24 protein-coding genes are annotated in these 21,096 nt (G+C 60.8%); 20 read left to right on the top strand and 4 right to left on the bottom strand.

From position 1 onward, the window contains the following. The first annotated feature begins 280 nt into the window (after positions 1 to 280). The 6 genes from AB7F49_RS07455 to AB7F49_RS07430 all read left to right on the top strand — a co-directional run bounded on the left by AB7F49_RS07455 (position 281) and on the right by AB7F49_RS07430 (position 4,871). Complete coding sequence (locus tag AB7F49_RS07455) at positions 281 to 1,195, top strand: PDR/VanB family oxidoreductase (protein ID WP_428521269.1); 915 nt, start codon at positions 281 to 283, stop codon at positions 1,193 to 1,195. 50 nt (positions 1,196 to 1,245) lie between these two features. Beyond that, the gene (locus tag AB7F49_RS07450; RefSeq protein ID WP_428521204.1) at positions 1,246 to 1,833 is read left to right on the top strand and encodes a carboxymuconolactone decarboxylase family protein; all 588 of its coding nucleotides are present in this window, start codon (positions 1,246 to 1,248) and stop codon (positions 1,831 to 1,833) included. Positions 1,834 to 1,911: 78 nt separating this feature from the next. Further along, entirely contained in the window at positions 1,912 to 2,526 is a 615-nt protein-coding gene (locus AB7F49_RS07445) for a carboxymuconolactone decarboxylase family protein (protein ID WP_428521203.1), read from the top strand. A 1-nt stretch (position 2,527) separates the two neighbouring features. Next, complete coding sequence (locus AB7F49_RS07440) at positions 2,528 to 3,517, top strand: FG-GAP repeat domain-containing protein (protein WP_428521202.1); 990 nt, start codon at positions 2,528 to 2,530, stop codon at positions 3,515 to 3,517. 236 nt (positions 3,518 to 3,753) lie between these two features. After that, complete coding sequence (locus AB7F49_RS07435) at positions 3,754 to 4,149, top strand: thioredoxin family protein (RefSeq protein ID WP_428521201.1); 396 nt, start codon at positions 3,754 to 3,756, stop codon at positions 4,147 to 4,149. A 5-nt stretch (positions 4,150 to 4,154) separates the two neighbouring features. Beyond that, positions 4,155 to 4,871 (top strand): cytochrome c biogenesis CcdA family protein, encoded by a 717-nt coding sequence (locus tag AB7F49_RS07430; RefSeq protein WP_428521200.1) that lies wholly within the window; start codon positions 4,155 to 4,157, stop codon positions 4,869 to 4,871. A gap of 7 nt (positions 4,872 to 4,878) precedes the next feature. On the opposite strand, the gene AB7F49_RS07425 is transcribed toward AB7F49_RS07430, so the two are convergent. Further along, a complete protein-coding gene (locus tag AB7F49_RS07425; RefSeq protein WP_428521199.1) occupies positions 4,879 to 5,841 on the bottom strand; it encodes a LysR substrate-binding domain-containing protein in 963 nt (320 codons plus the stop codon). A gap of 88 nt (positions 5,842 to 5,929) precedes the next feature. On the opposite strand from AB7F49_RS07425, the gene AB7F49_RS07420 reads away from it, so the two are divergent. Together AB7F49_RS07420 and AB7F49_RS07415 are read left to right on the top strand one after the other, a co-directional pair. After that, positions 5,930 to 6,475, top strand: coding sequence for a carboxymuconolactone decarboxylase family protein (locus AB7F49_RS07420; protein ID WP_428521198.1), 546 nt, complete (start codon positions 5,930 to 5,932; stop codon positions 6,473 to 6,475). 222 nt (positions 6,476 to 6,697) lie between these two features. After that, positions 6,698 to 7,315, top strand: a complete 618-nt coding sequence (locus AB7F49_RS07415; protein WP_428521197.1) for a pyridoxamine 5'-phosphate oxidase family protein — start codon at positions 6,698 to 6,700, stop codon at positions 7,313 to 7,315. Positions 7,316 to 7,367: 52 nt separating this feature from the next. Here the strand turns inward: AB7F49_RS07415 and AB7F49_RS07410 are convergent, their stop codons facing one another. Next, positions 7,368 to 7,961 carry a carboxymuconolactone decarboxylase family protein gene (locus AB7F49_RS07410; RefSeq protein ID WP_428521196.1) on the bottom strand — a complete coding sequence of 198 codons (594 nt, stop codon included), beginning with the start codon at positions 7,959 to 7,961 and terminating at the stop codon, positions 7,368 to 7,370. 57 nt (positions 7,962 to 8,018) lie between these two features. Continuing rightward, positions 8,019 to 8,633 (bottom strand): TetR/AcrR family transcriptional regulator, encoded by a 615-nt coding sequence (locus AB7F49_RS07405; protein WP_428521195.1) that lies wholly within the window; start codon positions 8,631 to 8,633, stop codon positions 8,019 to 8,021. A 660-nt stretch (positions 8,634 to 9,293) separates the two neighbouring features. Here AB7F49_RS07405 and AB7F49_RS07400 point away from each other — a divergent pair. The 5 genes from AB7F49_RS07400 to AB7F49_RS07380 all read left to right on the top strand — a co-directional run bounded on the left by AB7F49_RS07400 (position 9,294) and on the right by AB7F49_RS07380 (position 13,375). Then, positions 9,294 to 9,818 carry a carboxymuconolactone decarboxylase family protein gene (locus AB7F49_RS07400; protein WP_428521194.1) on the top strand — a complete coding sequence of 175 codons (525 nt, stop codon included), beginning with the start codon at positions 9,294 to 9,296 and terminating at the stop codon, positions 9,816 to 9,818. 75 nt (positions 9,819 to 9,893) lie between these two features. Further along, positions 9,894 to 11,153 (top strand): amino acid ABC transporter substrate-binding protein, encoded by a 1,260-nt coding sequence (locus tag AB7F49_RS07395; RefSeq protein ID WP_428521193.1) that lies wholly within the window; start codon positions 9,894 to 9,896, stop codon positions 11,151 to 11,153. Between the two features lie 36 nt (positions 11,154 to 11,189). Next, positions 11,190 to 11,588 carry a YciI family protein gene (locus tag AB7F49_RS07390; RefSeq protein WP_428521192.1) on the top strand — a complete coding sequence of 133 codons (399 nt, stop codon included), beginning with the start codon at positions 11,190 to 11,192 and terminating at the stop codon, positions 11,586 to 11,588. Positions 11,589 to 11,742: 154 nt separating this feature from the next. Then, positions 11,743 to 12,207, top strand: a complete 465-nt coding sequence (locus tag AB7F49_RS07385) for an OsmC family protein (RefSeq protein ID WP_428521191.1) — start codon at positions 11,743 to 11,745, stop codon at positions 12,205 to 12,207. 196 nt (positions 12,208 to 12,403) lie between these two features. Continuing rightward, complete coding sequence (locus tag AB7F49_RS07380) at positions 12,404 to 13,375, top strand: Bug family tripartite tricarboxylate transporter substrate binding protein (protein ID WP_428521190.1); 972 nt, start codon at positions 12,404 to 12,406, stop codon at positions 13,373 to 13,375. Positions 13,376 to 13,717: 342 nt separating this feature from the next. On the opposite strand, the gene AB7F49_RS07375 is transcribed toward AB7F49_RS07380, so the two are convergent. Beyond that, positions 13,718 to 14,149: a MerR family transcriptional regulator gene (locus tag AB7F49_RS07375; protein ID WP_428521189.1), complete on the bottom strand. Its 432-nt coding sequence runs from the start codon at positions 14,147 to 14,149 to the stop codon at positions 13,718 to 13,720. Between the two features lie 47 nt (positions 14,150 to 14,196). Here AB7F49_RS07375 and AB7F49_RS07370 point away from each other — a divergent pair, with 47 nt between their 5' ends. The 7 genes from AB7F49_RS07370 (at position 14,197) to trbE (ending at position 21,094) form a co-directional block, all read left to right on the top strand. Beyond that, a complete protein-coding gene (locus tag AB7F49_RS07370) occupies positions 14,197 to 14,583 on the top strand; it encodes a mercuric transporter MerT family protein (RefSeq protein ID WP_428521188.1) in 387 nt (128 codons plus the stop codon). Positions 14,584 to 14,596: 13 nt separating this feature from the next. Further along, entirely contained in the window at positions 14,597 to 14,872 is a 276-nt protein-coding gene (gene merP / locus AB7F49_RS07365) for a mercury resistance system periplasmic binding protein MerP (protein WP_428521187.1), read from the top strand. A gap of 250 nt (positions 14,873 to 15,122) precedes the next feature. Beyond that, a complete protein-coding gene (gene merA, locus AB7F49_RS07360) occupies positions 15,123 to 16,550 on the top strand; it encodes a mercury(II) reductase (RefSeq protein ID WP_428521186.1) in 1,428 nt (475 codons plus the stop codon). Positions 16,551 to 17,051: 501 nt separating this feature from the next. Next, positions 17,052 to 18,050: a P-type conjugative transfer ATPase TrbB gene (gene trbB / locus AB7F49_RS07355; protein WP_428521185.1), complete on the top strand. Its 999-nt coding sequence runs from the start codon at positions 17,052 to 17,054 to the stop codon at positions 18,048 to 18,050. Between the two features lie 23 nt (positions 18,051 to 18,073). Then, positions 18,074 to 18,379, top strand: a complete 306-nt coding sequence (locus AB7F49_RS07350) for a TrbC/VirB2 family protein (protein WP_428521268.1) — start codon at positions 18,074 to 18,076, stop codon at positions 18,377 to 18,379. After that, the gene (locus tag AB7F49_RS07345) at positions 18,379 to 18,648 is read left to right on the top strand and encodes a VirB3 family type IV secretion system protein (RefSeq protein ID WP_428521184.1); all 270 of its coding nucleotides are present in this window, start codon (positions 18,379 to 18,381) and stop codon (positions 18,646 to 18,648) included. Before AB7F49_RS07350 ends, AB7F49_RS07345 begins: the two co-directional genes overlap by 1 nt. A gap of 10 nt (positions 18,649 to 18,658) precedes the next feature. After that, positions 18,659 to 21,094 (top strand): conjugal transfer protein TrbE, encoded by a 2,436-nt coding sequence (gene trbE / locus AB7F49_RS07340; RefSeq protein ID WP_428521183.1) that lies wholly within the window; start codon positions 18,659 to 18,661, stop codon positions 21,092 to 21,094. Positions 21,095 to 21,096 lie beyond the last annotated feature (2 nt).

The raw sequence follows: 21,096 nt of genomic DNA, 5'->3' as shown, positions 1-21,096 counted from the left end.
CGCGAAGGCGACACATGCGCGCGGCCTCAACCGCGAACTCGATCTCAAATACGAGGATCAGACACTCGCGGTCTACCCCGCCGACGTGATGCCGCCGCCGTTCCCAGTACCGTTCCCGGTCAATCGCGAGGCGGGCATCGAGCGCTATCGTGCGATGTTGTCACCAGACGAGCACAAGGCCCGGCTCGCGCGCGGTGAAACCGCAGGCCTCGTGCCGCAATTCAAGATGCCTGACGGACCGCCGCCGGTCTTCCCGGTGATCCTGAAGCGCCGCGAGGACATGGCCGAGGATATCGCGCGCTTCGAATTCGTTTCAGCCAATGGCGGCGAATTGCCGAAATTCAACGCCGGCGCGCATGTGGACGTTGTGATCGCGCCGGAATATTTGCGGCAATACAGCCTGGCCGGCAATCCCGCCGACAATTCCAAATATGTGCTCGGCGTTCAGCGCGAGCCGCAAGGCCGCGGCGGCTCGATGCTGATGCTGCGCGCGTTCCGCGAGGGGCGCCGCGTTTTCATCTCCGCGCCGCGCAACCACTTCCCTCTGGAAGAAGGCGCGACGAAGTCGTTTCTGTTTGCAGGCGGCATCGGCATCACGCCGATGCTCACCATGGCGCACCGGCTGCATGAGCTGGGCCGTGATTTCGAACTGCATTACAGCGCCCGCAGCCGTCCGTCGGCCGCGTTCATGTCGGACCTGTCGCAGGTGCCGTGGCACAATCGCGTGCGGCTGCACATGAAGGACGAAGGGGCGCGCGCCGATTTCGATACCTTGCTGCCGCGCTATCAGGACGGATTTCATCTCTATACATGCGGATCGCCGCGCTACATGGACGGACTATTCGCGATCGCGGCTGCCAAGGGATGGCCGGAAGATGCGCTGCATCGCGAATATTTTACCGTTCCCGAACCGCCGGATTATGTGAACGAGCCGTTCACGCTGAAACTGGCGCGCAGCGGCAAGCGGATCGAAATCCCCGCTGACAAACGGGCGACCGACGTACTCGCCGAGATCGGCATTGTCGTGGACACAAAATGCTCCGATGGGATCTGCGGCGTTTGCGCCGTAAAGGTGCTGTCCGGTGAAATCGAGCATCGCGATCACGTCCTGAGCAAGAAGGAACGTGAACAGAAGATGATCCTGTGCTGCTCGCGGGGCGCGCAGCCCGGCAGCGAGATCGAAGTCGACCTTTAAACGGGGCGGACTGCGAATTCGCAACCATGATGCGGACGGAGAATATCGACATGTCAGATGAGACGTACCAGAACAGACAGAATCTGGAGATTTTCTGCTGGCCCGAATTGATGGAGACCTTCCAGAGTCTGGTCGAACGGGTGATGGTCTCCAAGAACAATCTGGACAGACAGATCCGCAGCGAACTTTTCACGATGGCGAGCATCGCCGGCGGTTGTCAGCATTGCCAGGCGCATGGCGCTTACACGCTTCATATGATGGGCGTCGACGAGGATCGCATCCGCGACATCTGGGCCTTCGAACAGTCGACGGAATTCAGTGCAGCGGAAAAGGCGGCATTGCGGTTGGCGCGAGACGCATCCCTGGTGCCGAACGCGGTCGGGCCTCTGCATTTTGCGGACTTGCGCAAACATTATTCCGACCGCCAGATTGTCGAGATGCTCGCGGCCATCAGCCTTGCCGGCTGGTATAATCGCTGGAACAACTCCATTGCGACCGTGACCGACCAGGAATCGGTCGATTGGGCAGAGTCAAACCTCAAGACAATCGGGTGGGAATTGGGCAAGCATGGCGGCGCGGCGCACGAGCAGCGCAGGAAGCATCCCCGCTCGACCGATCCCGATCGGGTCGAGTATTAATGTCAGACCGCGAAATTGGTGCGAACCGCGGATGAATTCGGTCCGCTTCGAAATGTATTGCCTGGAAAGGATGACACCATGGACCAGAGAACATTGCCGCCGCCGCGCCTGGCACCGCTGCCGCCCGAAACCACGCCGGAACTGAAAGCCCAGTTCGACGCTACCCAAAAGCGCATGGGCTTCGTGCCGAATTCCATGCTGATCATGCAGCGCGATCCATATCTGACGCGCGCCTTCACCCAGATGTCCGCGGCAATCTGGACCCCGGACAGCAAGGTCGACCTGAAGCTGAAGCGGCTGATTTCGCATGTCGCGAGCCGCTCGGCCGGCTGCCGGTATTGTATGGCGCATACGGCGGAGGGTGCCGCCAAGCTCGGCGTCGAGCAGGACAAGCTCGACCAGGTCTGGAGTTATCAGACCAGCCCGCTCTTCACGCCGGCCGAACGCGCGGCGCTCGATGTCGCCGTTGCCGCAGGCTGCGTGCCGAATGCCGTCACTGACGAGATGTTCCTGGAATTGCGCAAACACTGGAGCGACGAGCAGGTGGTGGAAATCGTCGCCGTGATCGCGATGTTCGGGTTTCTCAATCGCTGGAACGACACGTTCGCAACGCCGCTCGAAGACGCGCCACTGCATTTCGGCGAGACCCATCTCACCGCACAGGGCTGGGACGCCGGCAAGCACCTGCGCTGACATGCGTGCCACTTTGTACCATCGAGTTCTGGTAGCGACGCTCTGCGGCGTCTGGCTCGCGGCGGCGGGACCCGTGCATGCAAGCTGGCGCGCCACCATTATCCCCGCAACTGGCGTTAGCGCAGTCCAGCAGATTGGCGACGATGCATTCGTCGCCACGGGGAAAACATGGTCTCGGTTCGACCCAGGCGCACGCCGTCTGGTGCCGGGCACTCCACCTGCGCCACGCGCAGCTCCCGCGGGCGCGCTGCCGGACGCCCGCGTCGCGAGCGGCCGCGACGTCATCCGCGAGACCTGGTTGAGCGAACCGACAACACGTTACGGACATGGCGTGCTGGGCGATGCGATCGAGGCGGGAAGCCTCAGCATCCTGCGGCGGGACGGTTCGAATGCGGTGCTGCGGCTCGGCGCGGACGCCGTGTTCGAGGACATTGCGCCACGCGTTGCCCAGATTGGCGGCCGAGAGCGTATCGTACTGGTCAAGGCCTATCTCGACCGCGGCGCGGCCATTGCTGTTATCGATCCGGTGTCGGCTTCGATCATTGCGGAAAGCACGCCGATCGGGCGCGCGAATGCGTGGCGCAACCCTGCCGGGATCGCCGATTTTGACGGCGACGGCACGACCGATATCGCGGCGGTGCGTCAGCCGCATGTGGTGGGGCGCCTCGAACTCTGGTCGTTCGTCGACGGCGGGCTCAAGAAAACCGCCGAGGTGTCCGATGTCTGCAATCACGTCATTGGCTCGCGTGCGCTGGCGCTCAGCGCCACCGCCGATTTCGACGGCGATGGCAGGCCCGATCTGGCGATCCCGAGCTTTGACCGCCGCTCGCTGCGGCTGATCGCCTTTGCGCCGTCGGTCCGTGACATCGCCCGTGTGGCTCTGCCGGCCCGCGTCGTGACCGATCTGGCGATGGTCCGGCTGCAGGGCCGCCCCGCCGTGCTGGCCGGACTGGACAATGGACAGGTCGTTCTGGTCCACGATGAGCCGTGACCTGACATGTTCGTGATCGAGGCCGGATCGCGATGCGCCCAGAACGGACATGCTTCGTCAATTCGATCAATGACTTATCGTCCGGTACGGGACCGGCATTTCCATCGCCCCCGTCGCTGCCGGCTGTAACGTGTCGCCGGTTTTGAACGAAGTCCTCACAGGCGGCGTGCACCCGGCATGAACATCCGGCATCGCACCCGTCATGGGACGGCATCTTTCATCAGTGGGACAATATCATGCTGAGCAAACGTCATCTTCTGGCTGCCCTGGGTCTCTGCCTGACCCTGTCACTCGCCTCCTTCGCTTACGCGGCCGACAAGAAGCCGTTTACCGCTGCCGCATTCGAGGCCGCGCAGGCCGGTGGCAAGCCGATCCTGATCGACGTATCGGCCTCATGGTGCCCAACCTGCAAGGCGCAGGCGCCGATCCTGTCCAAGCTGATGGGTGATCCGCGCTTCAAGGGCGTGGTCGCGTTCAACGTCGATTACGACTCGCAGAAGGACGTGCTGAAGCGCTTCAACGTGCAGCGCCAGAGCACCTTGGTCGTGTTCAAGGGCAAGCAGGAAGCCGGCCGCTCGACCGGTGATACCAACCCGGCCTCGATCGAGGCTCTGCTGGCGAAGGGAATCTAGCGCGGATGACCGGCATCGGCCTCGCATTGCTGGCGGGATTGCTGTCGGTCCTCTCGCCCTGCGTGTTGCCGCTGATCCCGATCGTGATCGGAGCGGCAACCGGCGAACACCGGTTCGGGCCGGCGGCGCTGGCGGCAGGGTTGGCAGTGTCATTTGTGACAATCGGCCTGTTCGTCGCGACCATCGGCTTTTCGATCGGCCTCGACCTGGATCTGTTCCGGATGGTGGCCGCATTGCTGCTGATCGCGGTCGGCGGCGCGCTGCTGATCCCGCGTCTGCAGATGCAGCTGGCAGCGGCGGCCGGGCCGGTTGGCAGCTGGATGCAGACACAGGCAGGCGAAATTCCCGGCCGCGGCCTCGGCAAGCAATTCACGGTGGGATTGCTGCTCGGCGCCGTATGGAGCCCTTGCGTCGGCCCGACGCTGGGGGCCGCGTCGCTCCTCGCCGCCCGCGCGGAGAATCTCGGTCTCGTCGCGCTCACAATGTTCGCGTTCGGGATCGGCGCGGCGCTTCCGCTGCTCCTGATCGGGATGATGTCGCGCGAGGCGCTGGCACGCTGTCGCGGCCGGATGCTGGCAGCCGGCAATAGCGGCAAGGTGATCATGGGCGCGATTCTGGTCGCGACCGGGGTGCTAATCCTTGCCGGCCTCGACAAGCGCCTCGAGACGATTTTGGTGGACGCTTCGCCAGCCTGGCTCACCTCCATCACCACGCGATTCTAGGTCCAGCTTAGGCCGTCGGCTCTCCGGTGCTCGTCAAGAGAAGCTGATCGAGCGCCGCCTTGAGTCTCGGCGCCGCAAAGTCCATGAACGCTCGGACCTTTGGCGCGACGATCCGGGTCTGCGGATAGACGAGATGAACCGGCCATGACGGCGGCGCGCTTTCGTTGAGAATCGGGACCAATTTGTTTTCTCGGACCTTGTCGTGGACCATGTAAGAAAGAGCCATTGTAATTCCATGACCCATCTCCGCAGCCCCGATTGCGGCAAACGCGTCGTTGATTTCGAATGTGGGACTTACCACAATCCCCTTCGAGCCATGGTCCTTACTGAAACGCCATTCGCGGCTGGGCATGAGGCCCGTAAACGCAATGATTTGGTGAGATCTCAGATCCGCGGGTGCCGCGGGCGTTCCTCGCCGGGCGAGATAGTCAGGGCTCGCAACGAGGACGCGACGCACCGAGCCGATCCGTTTCGCGATGAGATTCGAATCCGGCAAAGACCCGATCCGCACAGCGACGTCGACGCCTTCCTCAACCAGGCTTACGACCCGGTCGACGAGCAACACAGACGCCGTAACACGCGGATGCTGATCGAGAAAGCTGCAAACAACTGGAGCCAAAGCTGTCCGCCCAAATGTGACTGATGCGGTGATCGTGAGATGCCCTTGCGGCGCTGCAATTTCGCCAATCGCCTCCCGCTCGGCCGTTTCCAGATCAGTCAAGATTCGCCGTGCGTTCTCCAGGAAGTGTTGGCCTACATCCGTGATGGTGAGGCTTCTGGTGGAGCGGTTGAAAACGCGGGCACCCAGACGATCTTCCAAGGCGGAAATTGCCCTCGTGACCGCGGGAGGCGACAGACGCAGGCGTGTTCCTGCTTTAGCGAAGCTGCCTGCATCGGCCACCGCGACCAAAACTTCGAGTTCGTGAAAGCGATCCATCGCTATTCCCTCAAGCGGAATAATGAATTTCACATATCGCGTATTCTTTCAATGACCGGAAGCGGGCATGTTCCGGCGGTGCGGCGCGTAGTAGCGCCATCAACCGGACAAGGAGACCCCCATGGCTCGTGTTGCCGTTATCGATCCCCAAACCGCCACCGGCGAGGCAAAGCAAATGCTGGATGCAGTCCAGTCTGGCCTCGGCATGGTTCCCAACTTTATCCGCGCGCTCGCCAATTCCCCGGCGGCGCTGAAAGCGTTCCTCGGGATTCATGAGATCGCAAGCACTGGATATCTGGACTTGAAAACACGGGAGCGTATCGCGCTGTCCGTTGCGGAACAGAATGCCTGCCAGTACTGCGTCTCGGCGCATACGGCCATCGGCCGCAAGGTCGGTCTCGATAATCAGGAAATGCTGGCGAACCGCATGGGCCATTCGTCGGATGCGAAGGCGGAGGCCGCGCTCACCTTCGCGCGCGCGCTCGTCGAGCATACCGGTCAAGTGAGCAAGGCCGAGTTCGATGCCGTACGCGCGGCCGGTCACTCGGACGGTGAGATCATCGAGATCATCACCCATGTCGCGATGAACATTCTCACCAACTTGATCGGAAAGGCGACCCAGGTCGAGATCGATTTCCCGAAGATTGAATTTAACAAGGCTGCCTGACCCGCCCCCCCAATTTGAGTCGGAGCTTGCGGTTCACTCAGTGCTCCGCGATGAGCGGTTGTCGACCGGTCTTCGGATCGGACAATCATGGACTGGCGCGACGCCGGCGCGCCGGTCCATGAACAAACGGGCATCGGTTTCGACGCGGTTCCACTCCACTCATAACCAAGTGCGGACCTGTCCTGCGGGCCAGCGGTCCGCATGTCTACGCAGGAAAGTGTCATGATATATGGTTTTGCAGACATCGCCTTCACACCGACAGTAAAGAGTGTTCAGGAACAAATGGGCAGCCGGGCATCCTATGCTCGTTTTGAGGTTGGTCCGGAGACCAGGAACCGCCAGCTGAGCGATACGGAAAGCGGATTTATCGGAGCCCGTGACTCATTTTACATCGCAACAGTCAGCGAAACTGGCTGGCCCTACGTCCAGCACCGCGGCGGCCCGACCGGCTTCGTCCGCATTCTCAGCGAGACAACGATCGGATTCGCAGACTTCAGTGGTAACCGGCAATATGTCAGCGTCGGGAATCTCATGACCGACGACCGGGTGTCGCTATTCTTCATGGACTACGCAACAAAGAAGCGGCTGAAGCTCTTTGGCCGTGCAAAGGTCGTTGGTCTCGATAGTCACGCGACCCTCTCCCAGCTGGAAATGCCAGATTATCGAGCCCGCATTGAACGTGGCTTCCTGATCGAAATTGAAGCTTTCGATTGGAATTGTCCGCAGCATATCGCGCAGCGCCTCACGCATGATGAGGTGAGCACAGTGACTGCGCCGCTCACTTCGCGGATCGCCGAACTCGAGGCCGAACTGGCTCGGCGCAGCAGCCCGCTCGGTTAGGCGACCACTGGTAGCGCATTGCCGCAAGAAGCGTCTCCGCGAACAGCTAACTTCAAGTAGCGTGCTTACCCGGACTCCAATGCGCCCTTCCGAGAACTCGATTCGCATCTCCGATCGCCTCGGGTTCAAGCGGTGTCGCCAAGGAGTCGTTGAACCGGTTCAGAAATCCGAATACGGCGATGACGCCAGTCAATTCCACGATCTGTTCTTCGCTCCAATGTGACTTCAGGCGATCAAACAACTCGTCCGACACCGCGTTCGGCACGGTTCCGGCGGCGCGCGCGTATTCGAGCGCCACCCTCTCCTTTTCGGAATAGAGCGGGCTATTCTCATACTCCCAGATCGCGGCAAGCTTGGCTTCGCTGACATTGAGATGCAGGGCGCCGCTCACCTGATGCGCAACGCAATACTGGCAGCCCGCCGCGTGACTTGCCATATAGGCGACCAGCCGCTTGAAGCCGGCATCGACGGTGCTGTCCGGCGCCCACGCGGCACCGATCAGTTGGCCAAGTGCAAAAACCATCTGTGGCCGCCGCTGCATTATCAGCACGCTATTTGGCACAAAGCCGAGGATTTTTTTATAGCCCTCGAATGCAGCTTGAAGCTCGGGCGTAACAGCGCTGTCGATCGGCGCAATGCGTGCCATCCCATTCTCCTATTCGATTAAAACGAAAGCGCACCATCAGGACCGCCAGGCAGCGGCTCAACCGCGGCGAGCATGCGGCAACCCCTTTCGAGGCGCGGGCCACGCATCCATTGCGAATTTTACCGTCTCGCGCAGCATCGCAGTGTCGCCAAATACTTTGTGCACGACGCCCATGCCCTTCGCCACACTGAGATAAAATCGCGCCAGCGCCCGCGTGTCCGCTTTCGGGTCAAGAATTCTTTGCCCCTTCGCCCGCTCAAGAACTGCATACAGCGCGCGTTCGATGGCGCTGGTACTCTCTGCAACAATTCGCTCTACGGCATCGGGGACGCTTGGACATTCCAGCGACGTGTTGGTGTAAAGACAACCTCGCGGCCGCTTTGGGTCACTCATTTGATCGACCAGCACGTTGAGAAACCCGCCAATTGCCTGATAAGGGTCCTCATTCGCTAGGCACTTGATGCGATCCTGCCCCACCGTTTCCTGATAGCGCTTGAGCGCTGCGACAAACAATCCTTCCTTGTCACCGAAGGCGTTGTACAGGCTGCCGCGCCTCAGTTTCGTTGCTTTCTCGAGGTCGTCGATTGAGGTGGCCCCGAACCCGATGCGCCAGAACACGACCATGGCGCGCTCCACAATCAATTCCTCGTTGAACTGCTTGATGCCAACCATCCAAGAAATCGTCCTGGTTTGAAAAGCCTTAAAGCCTAAACTTCCCCGATCACACGATTATGTAATTATGTTAGGCCGGATTGCCCGTACAATCAATCCTATTATTATTATCATTTTTGACTATATCTACCAATATATCGGTATTCGATTCGACAAGCACACTTTTCTTCCAGGACTCAGAGTTCATCGGCGCATGTCATCCGATCAGCAGGTCGTCGCGCGACCGTCGAATCAGTTTTCGCATGCCGATTCGACCTATATCGAAATTCGAACGAGCGTTTCGTGATGCTTCCTCCAATCAGCCGCTCGCCCGACGGCATCTGACGGTGCTGGTGGACACGAGGTTTACGAGCGAAGCAGCCGGCCGGTTCGTGGAACCTAGCGCGTTCTATGGCAACGGCGAGCTCCGCGTCGGCCTAGTGCTGCCATCGCCACATCTAATCCAGCCTAACTAGCCGCGGTCGGCCCGAGCACCTGCAACGGTCGTCAGCTCGATCAAAGTGGCGAATTTTGAAAGATGCCCGAAGGACCGCGGGGAATAGCCCCTCAAATTAATCTTTGACTATCCATACCAAGATGCGTCAGAGTAGTAGATAGGGACTTTTTGAAATGCCGCAATTGCCCCCCAAACGACATGGGGTAGCGGCAGGAGGCAGCGCCGTGACCAAGCATGACTTCAAGCTTCATACTCCCGATACAGCCCCCGATGCGGCGCGGGACTCTCTAACGCAGGTCAAGCAGCGCTACGGCCGCGTACCGAACTTCTTCGCTGTTGCAGCCGAGTCCCCTGCCGCAATCCTGGCTTACCTGTCGCTAGGCAAGATTTTTGGCGAAAGCGGCTTGAGCCCCGTTGAGCAACAGATCGTAATTCTAACCGCAAGCGTGCAAAACAAGTGCGACTACTGCGTCACCGCCCATAGCCGAGGCGCGAAGATGGCCGGCGTGCCGGATGAGATGATCCAAGCACTCCAGGACGGAACGCCGCTCAAGGACGACAAGCTCGATGCGCTACGCCGGCTTACCGCTCAGATCGTTGACCGGCGGGGCTGGGCTTCGGACGACGAAATTCAGAGTTTTTTCAACAAGGGCTACTCGCGATCGCAGCTGCTGGATGTGATTGTCGGCGTCTCGATGAAGACGCTCAGCAATTACATCAATCATGTTTCGGATGTGCCGCCCGAATAGCAAGGCCGCGCCTGCAGGCGAGCGTGGCCAAATCAAAACACAATAACGCAGGCCGATAGTGCCGAGGGAGGAAACATGAGGGACGTTCGCTGGAGCCGCCGTTCGTTGATGACCTTCGCGCTTGCCGCGCCGATCGCAAGCGGTCTGCTACGGAAGGCAGGCGCCGCCGAGCCGATCAAGATCGGATTCAGCATGGGGCTGACAGGGGCCTATGCAGGCAACGGCAAGGCGGCGCTGCTGGCAACCCAGATGTGGGCGGAGGACCAAAACGCGAAGGGCGGCTTGCTTGGTCGCCCAATCCAATTGATCTTCTACGACGATCAGAGCACACCATCGCTTGTTCCCGGCATCTACACGAAACTCTTCGACATCGACAAGGTCGATCTCGTCATCTCCGGCTACGGCACCAACATCATCGGCCCAGCGATGCCGCTGATCATGGGGCGCAACATGGTCTTTATGTCGTTGGCAGGAATCGAGGTGAACAAGACTTTCAACTACAATAACTATTTCCAGATATTTCCCTTTGGTCCCAACGCCAGCGTGACCTTTGCGCAAGGGTTCTTCGAAGTCGCAGCAGGCATGGATCCAAAGCCGCGCTCAGTCGCTATTTCGGCTGCGGATTCGGAGTTTACGCAAACAGCTGCGCACGGCGCGAGACACTGGGCCAAGAAATTCGGTCTGAAGAACGTTTACGATCAGAGCTTCCCTCCCAATCAGGTTGACTTCTCTCCCATCTTGCGCGCCATCCAGGCCACGAAGCCGGACATCGTTTACGTCTCATGTTTCCCACCAAACACGGTCGGCATCGTACGTGGAGTCCGTGAAATCGGCTTCAAGCCGATGCTTATCGGTGGCGGCATGGTGGGCCCTCAATACGCATCAGTGAAGCAGCAGCTCGGCCCGCTTCTCAACGGCTTTGTCAATTTTGAGACTTTCGTGCCCGAGCCAACCACTGAGTTTCCTGGCGTAAAGGACTTTCTTGCCCGGTACAAACCGAAAGCCATCGCTGCCGGGGTCGACGCGCTCGGGTACTATTTGCCGCCGTTTTCTTACGCAGGCATGCAAATCCTGACCAGCGCAATCACTGCAACCGGGGGGCTCGATCAGCGAAAAATCGGCGAATACATTCGAAAAACCCCTCACCAAACAATCGTCGGCGAAGTTCGTTTTGGCTCCGATGGCGAATGGCTCCACTCACGAGTCATGCAGGCGCAATACCAAAACATCACCGGAAACGACCTGCCGCAATTCGAAAAGGCCGGCACTCAAGTCATCCTTTATCCGGCCGAATTCAAATCGGGAACCCTGCAATTTCCTCTCCCGCAGCCGTGACGAAACGCGGAATGAGTCCTCATCGGAGCAATTTGCATGAGTAACCAAAGCGTGCCTGCCGCCAACATAATCGCGCTCTCCAAAAACAAGGGCTTCCTCGCGAAGCAGCTCTACGTGGTGTTTACGACTCCCGTGGCGGGCATGGGGCCGGTCATGCAGAACATTGAGGCACATCTCGCGTTCCAGGAGTCGCTGCAGCAGCGCGGGATCATGTTCGCCGCTGGACCGCACTGGAGCGAGGACGAGACGTCGTGGGACGGTGATGGCATGGTCGTTATCCGGGCGGGATCGCTTGCAGAGGCTCGCACCATCGCTGCCGCCGATCCTATGCATGCCAATGGGGCGCGCAAATTTATCGTGCGTCCGTGGCTGATCAACGAAGGCGCAATCACCATCAAGCTTTCGTACGCTGGCAAGACATTCGAGCTTCTGTGATTCGGCGCGCCCTGCCGAATTCCGCTTGGGCAGTTGGTGTGCGAGAGCGGAATGGTGAATCGACTTCCGGACATCCAGCTCGGTTTTTAAGAGGCACGACAACCAGCGCCCGTAGAAAATCACTGATTTTCTTAACTGCAAGGAATGAAACCACATGGCTACCGTAAAGGAAAAGACCACTGTGACTCAACGCCTTCATGCGGACTGCCCCACACATTCGCGGACCGAGGTGATCGTCCGCGATGTCAGGACCGTCATCGATGAGCCAAAGGAACGCGACGGGACTAACATGGGGCCAACGCCAACCGAAACGCTGGTTGCTGCCCTTGTAGCGTGCACGAATGTGATCGGCCACAAATGCGCTCACAAGCATGGTGTCGAGTTCGAAAAGATGTTCATCGACGCAGAAACCATTTTTGACCGTCGTGGAACCCAGTTGCTGGAGGAGATTGAAGTTCCCTTCCCCAAAATCCGCCTGGTCATCAATGTGACCACGAACGCGGGCGAAGATAGCATCGAGAAGGTGAAGACGGATCTGCATCGCTTTTGTCCGGTCGCGAAGGTCATACGTAACTCAGGAACCCAGATCGAAGAAATTTGGAATGTTACTCGCGGATGAGTTCGGCGCAGCCGTCGAAAGGGACATCATGGCGCCCCTCCTGAGATCGCTTCCCAAAGCGCGACATTTGCTGGACTTGCGCAAGTTGATTTCGACCTGCTGCAGAAAACCTGCTGCCATCGCTCCCTGCGTGGCCGCTTCCGCTGATGGCTATCCATAGCTGACTGATGGCTAAAGAAGCCGAAGGGAGTAAAACATGCATATGACCCGCGCGTCGTGCGCCGCCATTATAGTCTTACTTGCAAGCACCGCGGCCTCGCTATCGCAGTCATGGCCATCTCGACCGATTTCTGTCGTCAGCGTGTTCAGCGCGGGCAACGCGACGGACACCGTCGCACGCATTGTACTCGATCAAGTGTCCAAAGACATCGGTCAGCCATTTGTCATTGAAAACCGTCCGGGCGGCGGAGGTACGGTTGGGGTAGCAGCGGTAGCAAAAGCCGAACCCGATGGCTACACAATGCTTCTACATGCTTCGACCTTCAGCTCACAAGTCGTCATGCATAAGAATTTGTCGTACGATTCCCTCAACGACTTCACGCCGATCGTCCCGTTCGGCATCCAGCCGCTTGTTCTTGTTGTCGGTACATCGAAAGGATTCAGAACAGCTGGCGACCTTATCGCCGCCGCCAAAGCCGCACCCGGCTCGCTGAATTTCGCTTCTGCCGGGGTAGGAGCGACATCTCATCTGGCGGGACTGCGCTTCATCCGCGCTGCAAAAATTGACGTGCAGCATATTCCGTTCCGCGGGCCAAGCGAGGCATTTACCGAGGTGATGGCTGGACGCATCGATTTCTTCTTTCTGCCGCTTGCTCCGGCAATTGGTCTGGTAAAAGAGGGAAAGATCGTTGCGCTGGCAGTGAGTTCTACGAAGCGAGCTCCGACTTTGCCGGACATCCCGACCGTTGTGGAAATCGGCTATCCGGGCGCCGCCTACCAGTTCTGGGCCGGGCTGTTTGCACCGGCCAAGACCTCGCGCGCCATTATCGACAAACTCCACGCCGCGACTATGCGCGCACTGACTCTTCCGGCGGTGAACTCCCGGTTGTCTCAGATGGGCGTGGAGCCCTTGACAATGAGCGTGGAGCAATTTGGAGAGTTCTTCCGCGAAGATATGACCGCCACCGTCAGGCTCGCCAAGGAAGCCGGCATCGGACCGGCAAACTGACGTCACCGCGCGATCGAAGTTACCTTATGCGCCACGCATCTGCCCTATTCCGCAGCGCGTTGTCCACGTGCTCGCGCCGCGAGACCGAGCTGTCGGTACCGAAACCCAATCTCGCACATATAGCTAACGAAAGTCCGCGAAGATGCGTTCGATGTCAGGCACGCATACAATCTCGTTCATTCGGTCCCGATTATAGAGCAATCCGTGCTCGCGATCCCCTGAGGCGCGTCTTCCAAACCGGCTCTCGGCCGCCGAGCCAACTGACTGGGGCTCGGCCCTCCGGCATCGATCGCTGATGCAATACGATCCTTCGCGTCAAGCGGCAGCGCCGCGCATTCCCGGTTATTTGACGCGCTGAATATCCAGAATATCCAGTACGGGGCAGTCAGGTGCCGTCGTGCCGGTACATCGGACCACCGTTTTCGCCAGCAAGCGTTCCAGCTTGCGGAGATCGCTGATCTTAGCGCGGATATCGTCGAGATGAAGGGCAGCAATCTCGCGTACTTCCCGGCATGATGCCTTTTCGGGGCCGCCGAGCCTCAGCAGCGCGCGCACCTCATTGAGCGAAAATCCCAGTTGGCGCGACCGCCTCACGAACGCAAGGATGCGAGTTTCCGTCGGCCCGTAGACGCGCCGGCCGTTGTCGGCTCGCGCCGGCACGGGCAGCACCCCAATCTTTTCATAGTATCGGATGGTCTCAATATTGACGCCGGTCAGTTCCGACAGCCTACCGATTGTCAATACCTCCGCTCGCGCAGCCGTGATCGAAGTCATGAAAATATCCTTGAACCTGTAGTAACTACAGGATGTAGCCTCCTCCCATGATGATCAAGGAAAAAAATGTCCCAGTGGATTCAGATCGCAGCCCGGCGCTGTTGGCGGTGGGCGGCGTTCTTGGGGCGCTTGCGGCGTCATCGTGCTGCATTCTACCGCTGGTCCTGTTCAGCCTCGGCGTCAGCGGCGCATGGATCGGCAACCTGACGCAGCTCGCGCCCTATCAACCGTATTTTATCGCGGCAACGCTGGCACTGTTGGGCACGGGCTACTGGTTCGTGCATCGCGCATCCAAGCGTGCCTGTGCCGAGGGCACGGCGTGTGCCCGCCCTTTGCCGCATACCTTGACCAAAGCCTCGCTCGTCTTGGCGACCGTGCTCGTCGTCTTGGCGCTCGGCTTCAACGTCTTCGCCCCGCTGTTTCTCACCTCGTGAATGGAGCCCCGCCATGAAGAAACTCCTTCTAGCTGCTTTCTGCCTGCTCGCGTCATCCCCGGGCTTCGCCGCCGAGAGAACAGTCACACTCGCGGTCAAGAACATGTATTGCGCAGCCTGTCCTCACACGGTGAAGGCCAGCCTCGAAGCGGTGCCGGGTGTCGCCGTGGTCGCCGTGTCCTACAAGGACAAGACGGCCACCGTGACCTATGACGACGGAAAGACCGGCATAGGAGCGCTGACCACCGCTACCACCAACGCGGGATATCCGTCCGCACCGAAGAGCTAGGCGTTTGATGGAAGTCAATCGCGCCCTTATTGCGACAGGCACCGCAGGAGCGGTTCTTGCCACCGTCTTCCGCGCAACTCCGCTGCTCGCGAACACGCTCGGCGCGCTTGGACTCGCGGCGTGTGGATTCCGAAGGCTGATTACGTTGTGCTTCCGGCACTGCTGGTCTGTCTTGGCCTCCTCGGCGCCGGATTCTATCGTCGCTGGATGACGATTCAGCCCTATCGCGATCCTCGGCAGGACAAACGACATGAGTGACTATTGCGTTCCGAAATCCGGAAACAAAAGCTTTGATCTTGCCGTCATCGGGGCTGGATCGGCGGGATTCTCGGCCGCGATCACGGCGGCGGAGCAAGGCGCGCAGGTCGCGCTGATCGGCCACGGCACCATCGGCGGCACCTGCGTCAACATCGGCTGTGTGCCATCTAAGACGCTGATTCGCGCCGCCGAAACCTTGCACCAGGCTGGGGTGGCGCACCGTTTCGCAGGCATTCGCGCCAAGGCGAACGCGGAAGACTGGGCCGCGACCATTCGCCAAAAGGACGAGCTTGTGGCAGGCCTGCGCCAGTCGAAATACGCGGACCTGTTGCCCGCCTATAACACCATCTCCTACGTCGAAGGACAGGCGCGCATTGCCGATGGGGGTGTCGCCGTCAACGGCGATCTCATCAGAGCGGAACGTCTCATCATCACGACGGGCGCGCGTCCGTCCGCGCCCTCGATCCCCGGCATTGAGGATGTGGACCATCTGACCAGCACTTCCGCGCTTGCGCTAGAAGCGCTACCGAAATCACTGCTCGTCATCGGCGGCGGCTATATAGGCGCGGAACTCGCGCAGATGTTCGCCCGCATGGGCGTGAGCGTCACCATCGTCTACCGTAGCACGCTCTTGCCCGCCGCCGAGCCTGAAATTGCCGAAGCTCTGTCTGGGTATTTCCGCGACGAAGGCATCCGGCTGGCATGCGGCGTTGCCTACCAGCGCGTCGAACGGACGAATACCGGGATCTGCCTCATCGTGAAAAAGGACGGTCGCGAGCAGGCGCTGGCCGCCGAGCGGCTTTTGGTCGCGACGGGCCGCACGCCCAATGTCGAGGAGCTGGGCCTTTGGGAAACCGGCATTGCGCAGGCTCCGAACGGCGGCATCAAGGTTGATGACAGGATGCTGACCACGCGCGCCGGCACCTATGCCGCAGGCGACGTGATCGGCCGCGACCAGTTCGTTTACATGGCGGCTTATGGCGCGAAACTCGCCGCGAAGAATGCCCTTAACGGCAATGGCCTGCGCTATGACAACGCCGCCATGCCTACGGTCGTGTTCACCGATCCACAGGTGGCGAGCGTTGGTTTGACCGAGGCCGCGGCACATTCGGCGGGACATGACGTGCGGGTGTCGGTGCTGCCGCTCCACGCCGTGCCGCGTGCGCTGGCGGCGCGGGATACGCGGGGTCTCATTAAGCTGGTCGCCGATCAGAGGACGCGGAAGTTGCTCGGCGCGCACATTCTTGCGCCGGAAGGCAGCGACAGCATCCAAACCGCCACGTTCGCGATCCGCCAGGGGCTTACGATCGACGATCTCTCTGAGACTATCTTTCCTTACCTGACGACCGTCGAAGGGCTAAAGCTTGCGGCGCTGGCGTTCGAGAAAGACATATCCAGGCTCTCGTGCTGCGCTGGATAGAAGCCCTGAGCGTCACTTAAATCCGTCTGCGGATTGACAACAAGCATACTGACGAACCTGTTTGCGTGGTGGCTTCATCACGTCGCCATCGTTGCAGGCTGTTTGCCGTCGCGCCGGTTTGAACCTCAATCTGGAACATTGTGCTCGCGTAAATGGGAACGGATCATGCGGGCGCGCCGAGGTGTCCAGATATGCACGGAATGGCGCTCGTAAAGTCTGCACCCCGTCCAATCGCGAGGGACGATCGGCCTACCCATCCGCCGGCGGCGCAACCACGATCTCACATTGAAGCAGTTCGTTCTTGCTGTGAGCCCCCCGCTCGCTCTGACTGTTGCCCTTGAAGTTAAAAGCCGTCCGGAAGAAAATCGCACTTCTTCTGTATTTTTTCGCATCGCTACGATGACAGCCTGACTCTTGTTGCACGGCTCGCATTCCTGCTTCTTCTATTCGTCCCCAATGTCCGGCCGGACTCGGCAGGCCGGCGCATCACCGGGGGCCAACATGGGGAACGCAACTCCGAAGGCAGAAGCGGTCTCGCGCGGCGCTCGCATGCTGCGCACTGCGCTCGGGCCGGACATCTCCGCATTTCTGGAAGACCCGGCCGTTGTCGAGGTGATGCTGAATCCCGACGGGCGACTTTGGATCGACAGGCTATTCGAAGGCCTTTCCGAGACCGGCGCGACGCTCATGCCCGCGGATGGAGAACGCATCATCCGGCTGGTGGCACATCACGTGGGCGCCGAAGTTCATTCTGGCGCACCCCGCGTCTCTGCCGAATTGCCCGGAACGGGTGAGCGGTTTGAAGGGCTTCTGCCGCCCGTCGTGTCCGCGGCGGCGTTCTCGATCCGCAAGCCCGCCGTGGCCGTCTTCACGCTTGACGACTATGCGGCTAACGGAATCATGACCGGGGCGCAGGCAAAAGTGCTGCGCACGGCCGTCGCCGAGCGTCGCAACATCCTGGTCGCCGGCGGCACCTCGACCGGAAAGACCACGCTCACCAATGCGCTGCTCGCGGAAGTCGCCAAATCAGACGATCGGGTGGTGCTGATCGAGGATACGCGAGAACTGCAATGCCAAGCCCGCAATCTCGTGGCGTTGCGCACGAAAGACGGCGTTGCGACGCTCTCTGATCTCGTGCGCTCGTCGCTCCGGTTGCGTCCTGACCGCATCCCGATTGGCGAGGTCCGCGGTGCTGAAGCGCTCGATCTCCTGAAGGCCTGGGGGACAGGCCATCCCGGCGGCATCGGCACCATTCATGCCGGCACTGCGCTCGGCGCGTTGCGTCGTCTCGAGCAGCTCATCCAGGAAGCCGTCATCACCGTGCCGCGCGCCCTGATCGCGGAGACGATCGGCATCATCGCCGTCCTAGGCGGAAGAGGAGTGCAGCGCCGCCTCACCGAACTTTCGTGCGTCGCCGGCCTCGATCGCGCGACAGGAGACTATCTCGTCCTTCCGGCCGAACCGCGCGATGATTCCACAATCATTGGAGAGCATCAATGACCGCGCTTGCACTGTGCCTGCGCATGCGGGCCGCCACTCTCATCGCCGCCATCGCGGTCGCTTTGCTTTCGGTATCGGCCGCGCATGCCGCCGGATCTTCGATGCCGTGGGAAGCACCGCTACAGCGAATCCTGGAATCGATCGAAGGACCGGTCGCCAAAATCATCGCCGTGATCATCATCATCGTTACCGGTCTGACGCTGGCTTTCGGCGATACCGCAGGCGGCTTCCGGCGCCTGGTCCAGATCGTGTTTGGATTGTCGATCGCGTTCGCCGCTAGCTCGTTCTTCCTCAGCTTCTTCTCGTTCGGCGGCGGGGCGCTACTCTGATGCAGACGGGCGACTCTTTCGCGGGCTTCCACGCGCCGGTCCATCGCGCGCTGACCGACCCGATCCTGCTCGGCGGGGTGCCGCGCGCGGTCGCTATCGCCAACGGTACGCTCGCGGCCGCCGTTAGCCTCGGCCTGCGACTCTGGCTCGTCGGAATCCTTCTTTGGGCGGTAGGCCATTTCGGGGCAGTCTGGGCAACGCGGCGCGACACCCAGTTCGTCGACGTGGTGCGCCGGCATCTGCGCTACCCCACATATCTCCGGGCGTGAGGTTCAGCCGATGATGAACCTCGCCGAATATCGCAACCGCACTGCAAGCCTTGCCGACTATCTGCCATGGGCCGCGCTGGTCGCGCCGGGCGTTGTTCTGAACAAGGACGGATCGTTCCAGCGGACAGCACGCTTCCGCGGCCCCGACCTCGACAGCGCAACGCCGGCTGAATTGATCGGCACGACCGCGCGCCTGAACAGCGTTTTGCGCAGGCTCGGATCCGGATGGGCGATGTTCGTCGAGGCGCAGCGCAGCCCTGCGACCGCCTATCCGGATAGCATCTTTCCGGAAGCAGCGTCCGCCCTGGTCGATCTCGAACGGCGCGAGCAATTCGAAGCCGCCGGCGTCCATTTCGAAAGCCGTTACTGCCTCACGTTCCTCTGGATGCCGCCCGCCGAGGACGCCTCGCGCGCGGAGAGCTGGCTCTATGAGGGCCGCGAGCAGAGGGGCGTCGATGCCCATGAGTTGCTCCGCGGTTTCATGGACCGCACCGATCGCGTGCTGCAGCTATTCGAGGGCTTCGTGCCCGAGGTTGAATGGCTCGACGATATCGAGACTCTGACCTATCTCCATTCCACCGTCTCGACGAAGCATCAGCGCGTCCGCGTCCCCGAGACGCCGATGCACCTCGATGCTTTGTTAACGGATCAGCCACTTGTCGGGGGTCTTGAGCCGCGCCTGGGCAAAGCGCACCTTCGCATCCTCACAGTCATCGGATTCCCGACGACGACACATCCCGGCATCCTCGACGAGCTAAACCGGCTCGCTTTCGGATATCGCTGGTCGACGCGGGCGATCCTGCTCGACAAGACGCAAGCCGTCCGGCTGCTGACCAAAATCCGGCGGCAGTGGTTCGCCAAGCGCAAGAGCATCGCCGCGATCCTCAAGGAGGTCATGACCAACGAGGCGTCCGTTCTGGTTGATAGCGACGCCGCGAACAAGGCCGCCGATGCCGACATGGCGTTGCAGGAGCTCGGTGCCGACGACGTCGGCCAGGCCTATGTCACCGCGGCCGTGACGGTGTGGGATGAAGATCCGAACATCGCAACAGAGAAGCTGCGGCTGGTCGAGAAGATCATCCAGGGACGCGACTTCACCTGCATCGCCGAAGGGCTCAACGCGATCGAGGCCTGGCTCGGCTCCTTGCCCGGCCACGTCTACGCCAATGTGCGCCAGCCGCCGGTCTCGACGCTGAACCTCGCGCACATGATCCCACTCTCGGCCGTCTGGGCCGGGCCCGAACTGGATGAGCACTTCGCCGGGCCCCCGCTCTTCTTCGGCCGGACCGAGGGCTCAACACCGTTCCGCTTCTCGCTTCACGTCGGCGATGTCGGGCATACGCTGGTGGTGGGCCCGACCGGCGCTGGCAAGTCCGTGTTGCTCGCGATCATGGCGTTGCAATTCCGGCGCTATCAGCGCTCGCAAGTCTTCGCCTTCGACTTCGGCGGATCGATCCGCGCCGCGGCGCTCGCCATGCGCGGCGACTGGCATGATCTCGGCGGCGGGCTATCGGACGGCGCCGAAACGTCCGTTTCGCTGCAGCCGCTGGCCGGTATCCAGCACATGCCCGAACGGGCATGGGCCGCGGACTGGGTCGTCGACATCCTGACGCGCGAGCAGGTCGCGCTGACGCCGGAGCTGAAAGAGCATCTCTGGGCCGCGCTCACCTCGCTCGCCAGCGCCCCGGTCGGCGAGCGGACGCTGACGGGCCTTGCGGTGTTGTTGCAGTCCGCAAAGCTCAAGCAGGCATTGCGGCCGTACTGCATCGGGGGTGCCTACGGCCGCCTACTCGATGCCGAGCAGGAGAGGCTGGGCGAGTCCTCGGTGCAAGCGTTCGAGACTGAAGGACTTATCGGCACTGGAGCCGCCGGCGCCGTGCTCGCCTATCTGTTCCATCGCATCGAAGGCCGTCTCGACGGTCGCCCGACACTCCTCATCATCGACGAAGGCTGGCTCGCGCTCGCCGACGGCGGCTTCGCGGCGCAATTGCGCGAATGGCTCAAAACCTTGCGCAAAAAGAATGCCTCCGTCGTGTTTGCCACGCAGTCGCTGTCCGATATCGACGGCAGCACGATCGCGCCTGCGATCGTCGAAAGCTGCCCGACGCGCATCTTTCTTCCGAACGAACGCGCGATCGAGCCGCAGATCAACGCGATCTACCGGCGGTTTGGGTTAAATGACAGGCAGATCGAGATCGTCGCCCGCGCAACGCCCAAGCGCGACTATTACTGCCAGTCTCGCCGCGGCAACCGGTTGTTTGAGCTGGGACTCGGTCCGATCGCACTCTCCCTCTGTGCGGCTTCATCGAAGGCTGATCATGCCATCATCGATCGTGTTCTCTCAGAACATGGCGAAGAAGGCTTCTTGCCTGCCTGGCTCGCGGAGCACGGACTGCTCTGGGCGGCGGATCTCATTCCTGACCTACCCAACCTGGAGGCACCATGAGC

It is taken from the genome of Pseudorhodoplanes sp., assembly GCF_050250235.1.
Taxonomy (GTDB): domain Bacteria; phylum Pseudomonadota; class Alphaproteobacteria; order Rhizobiales; family Xanthobacteraceae; genus Pseudorhodoplanes.
Note: the sequence above shows the minus strand (reverse complement) of the source record. Positions and strands in the feature narration are given on the sequence as shown.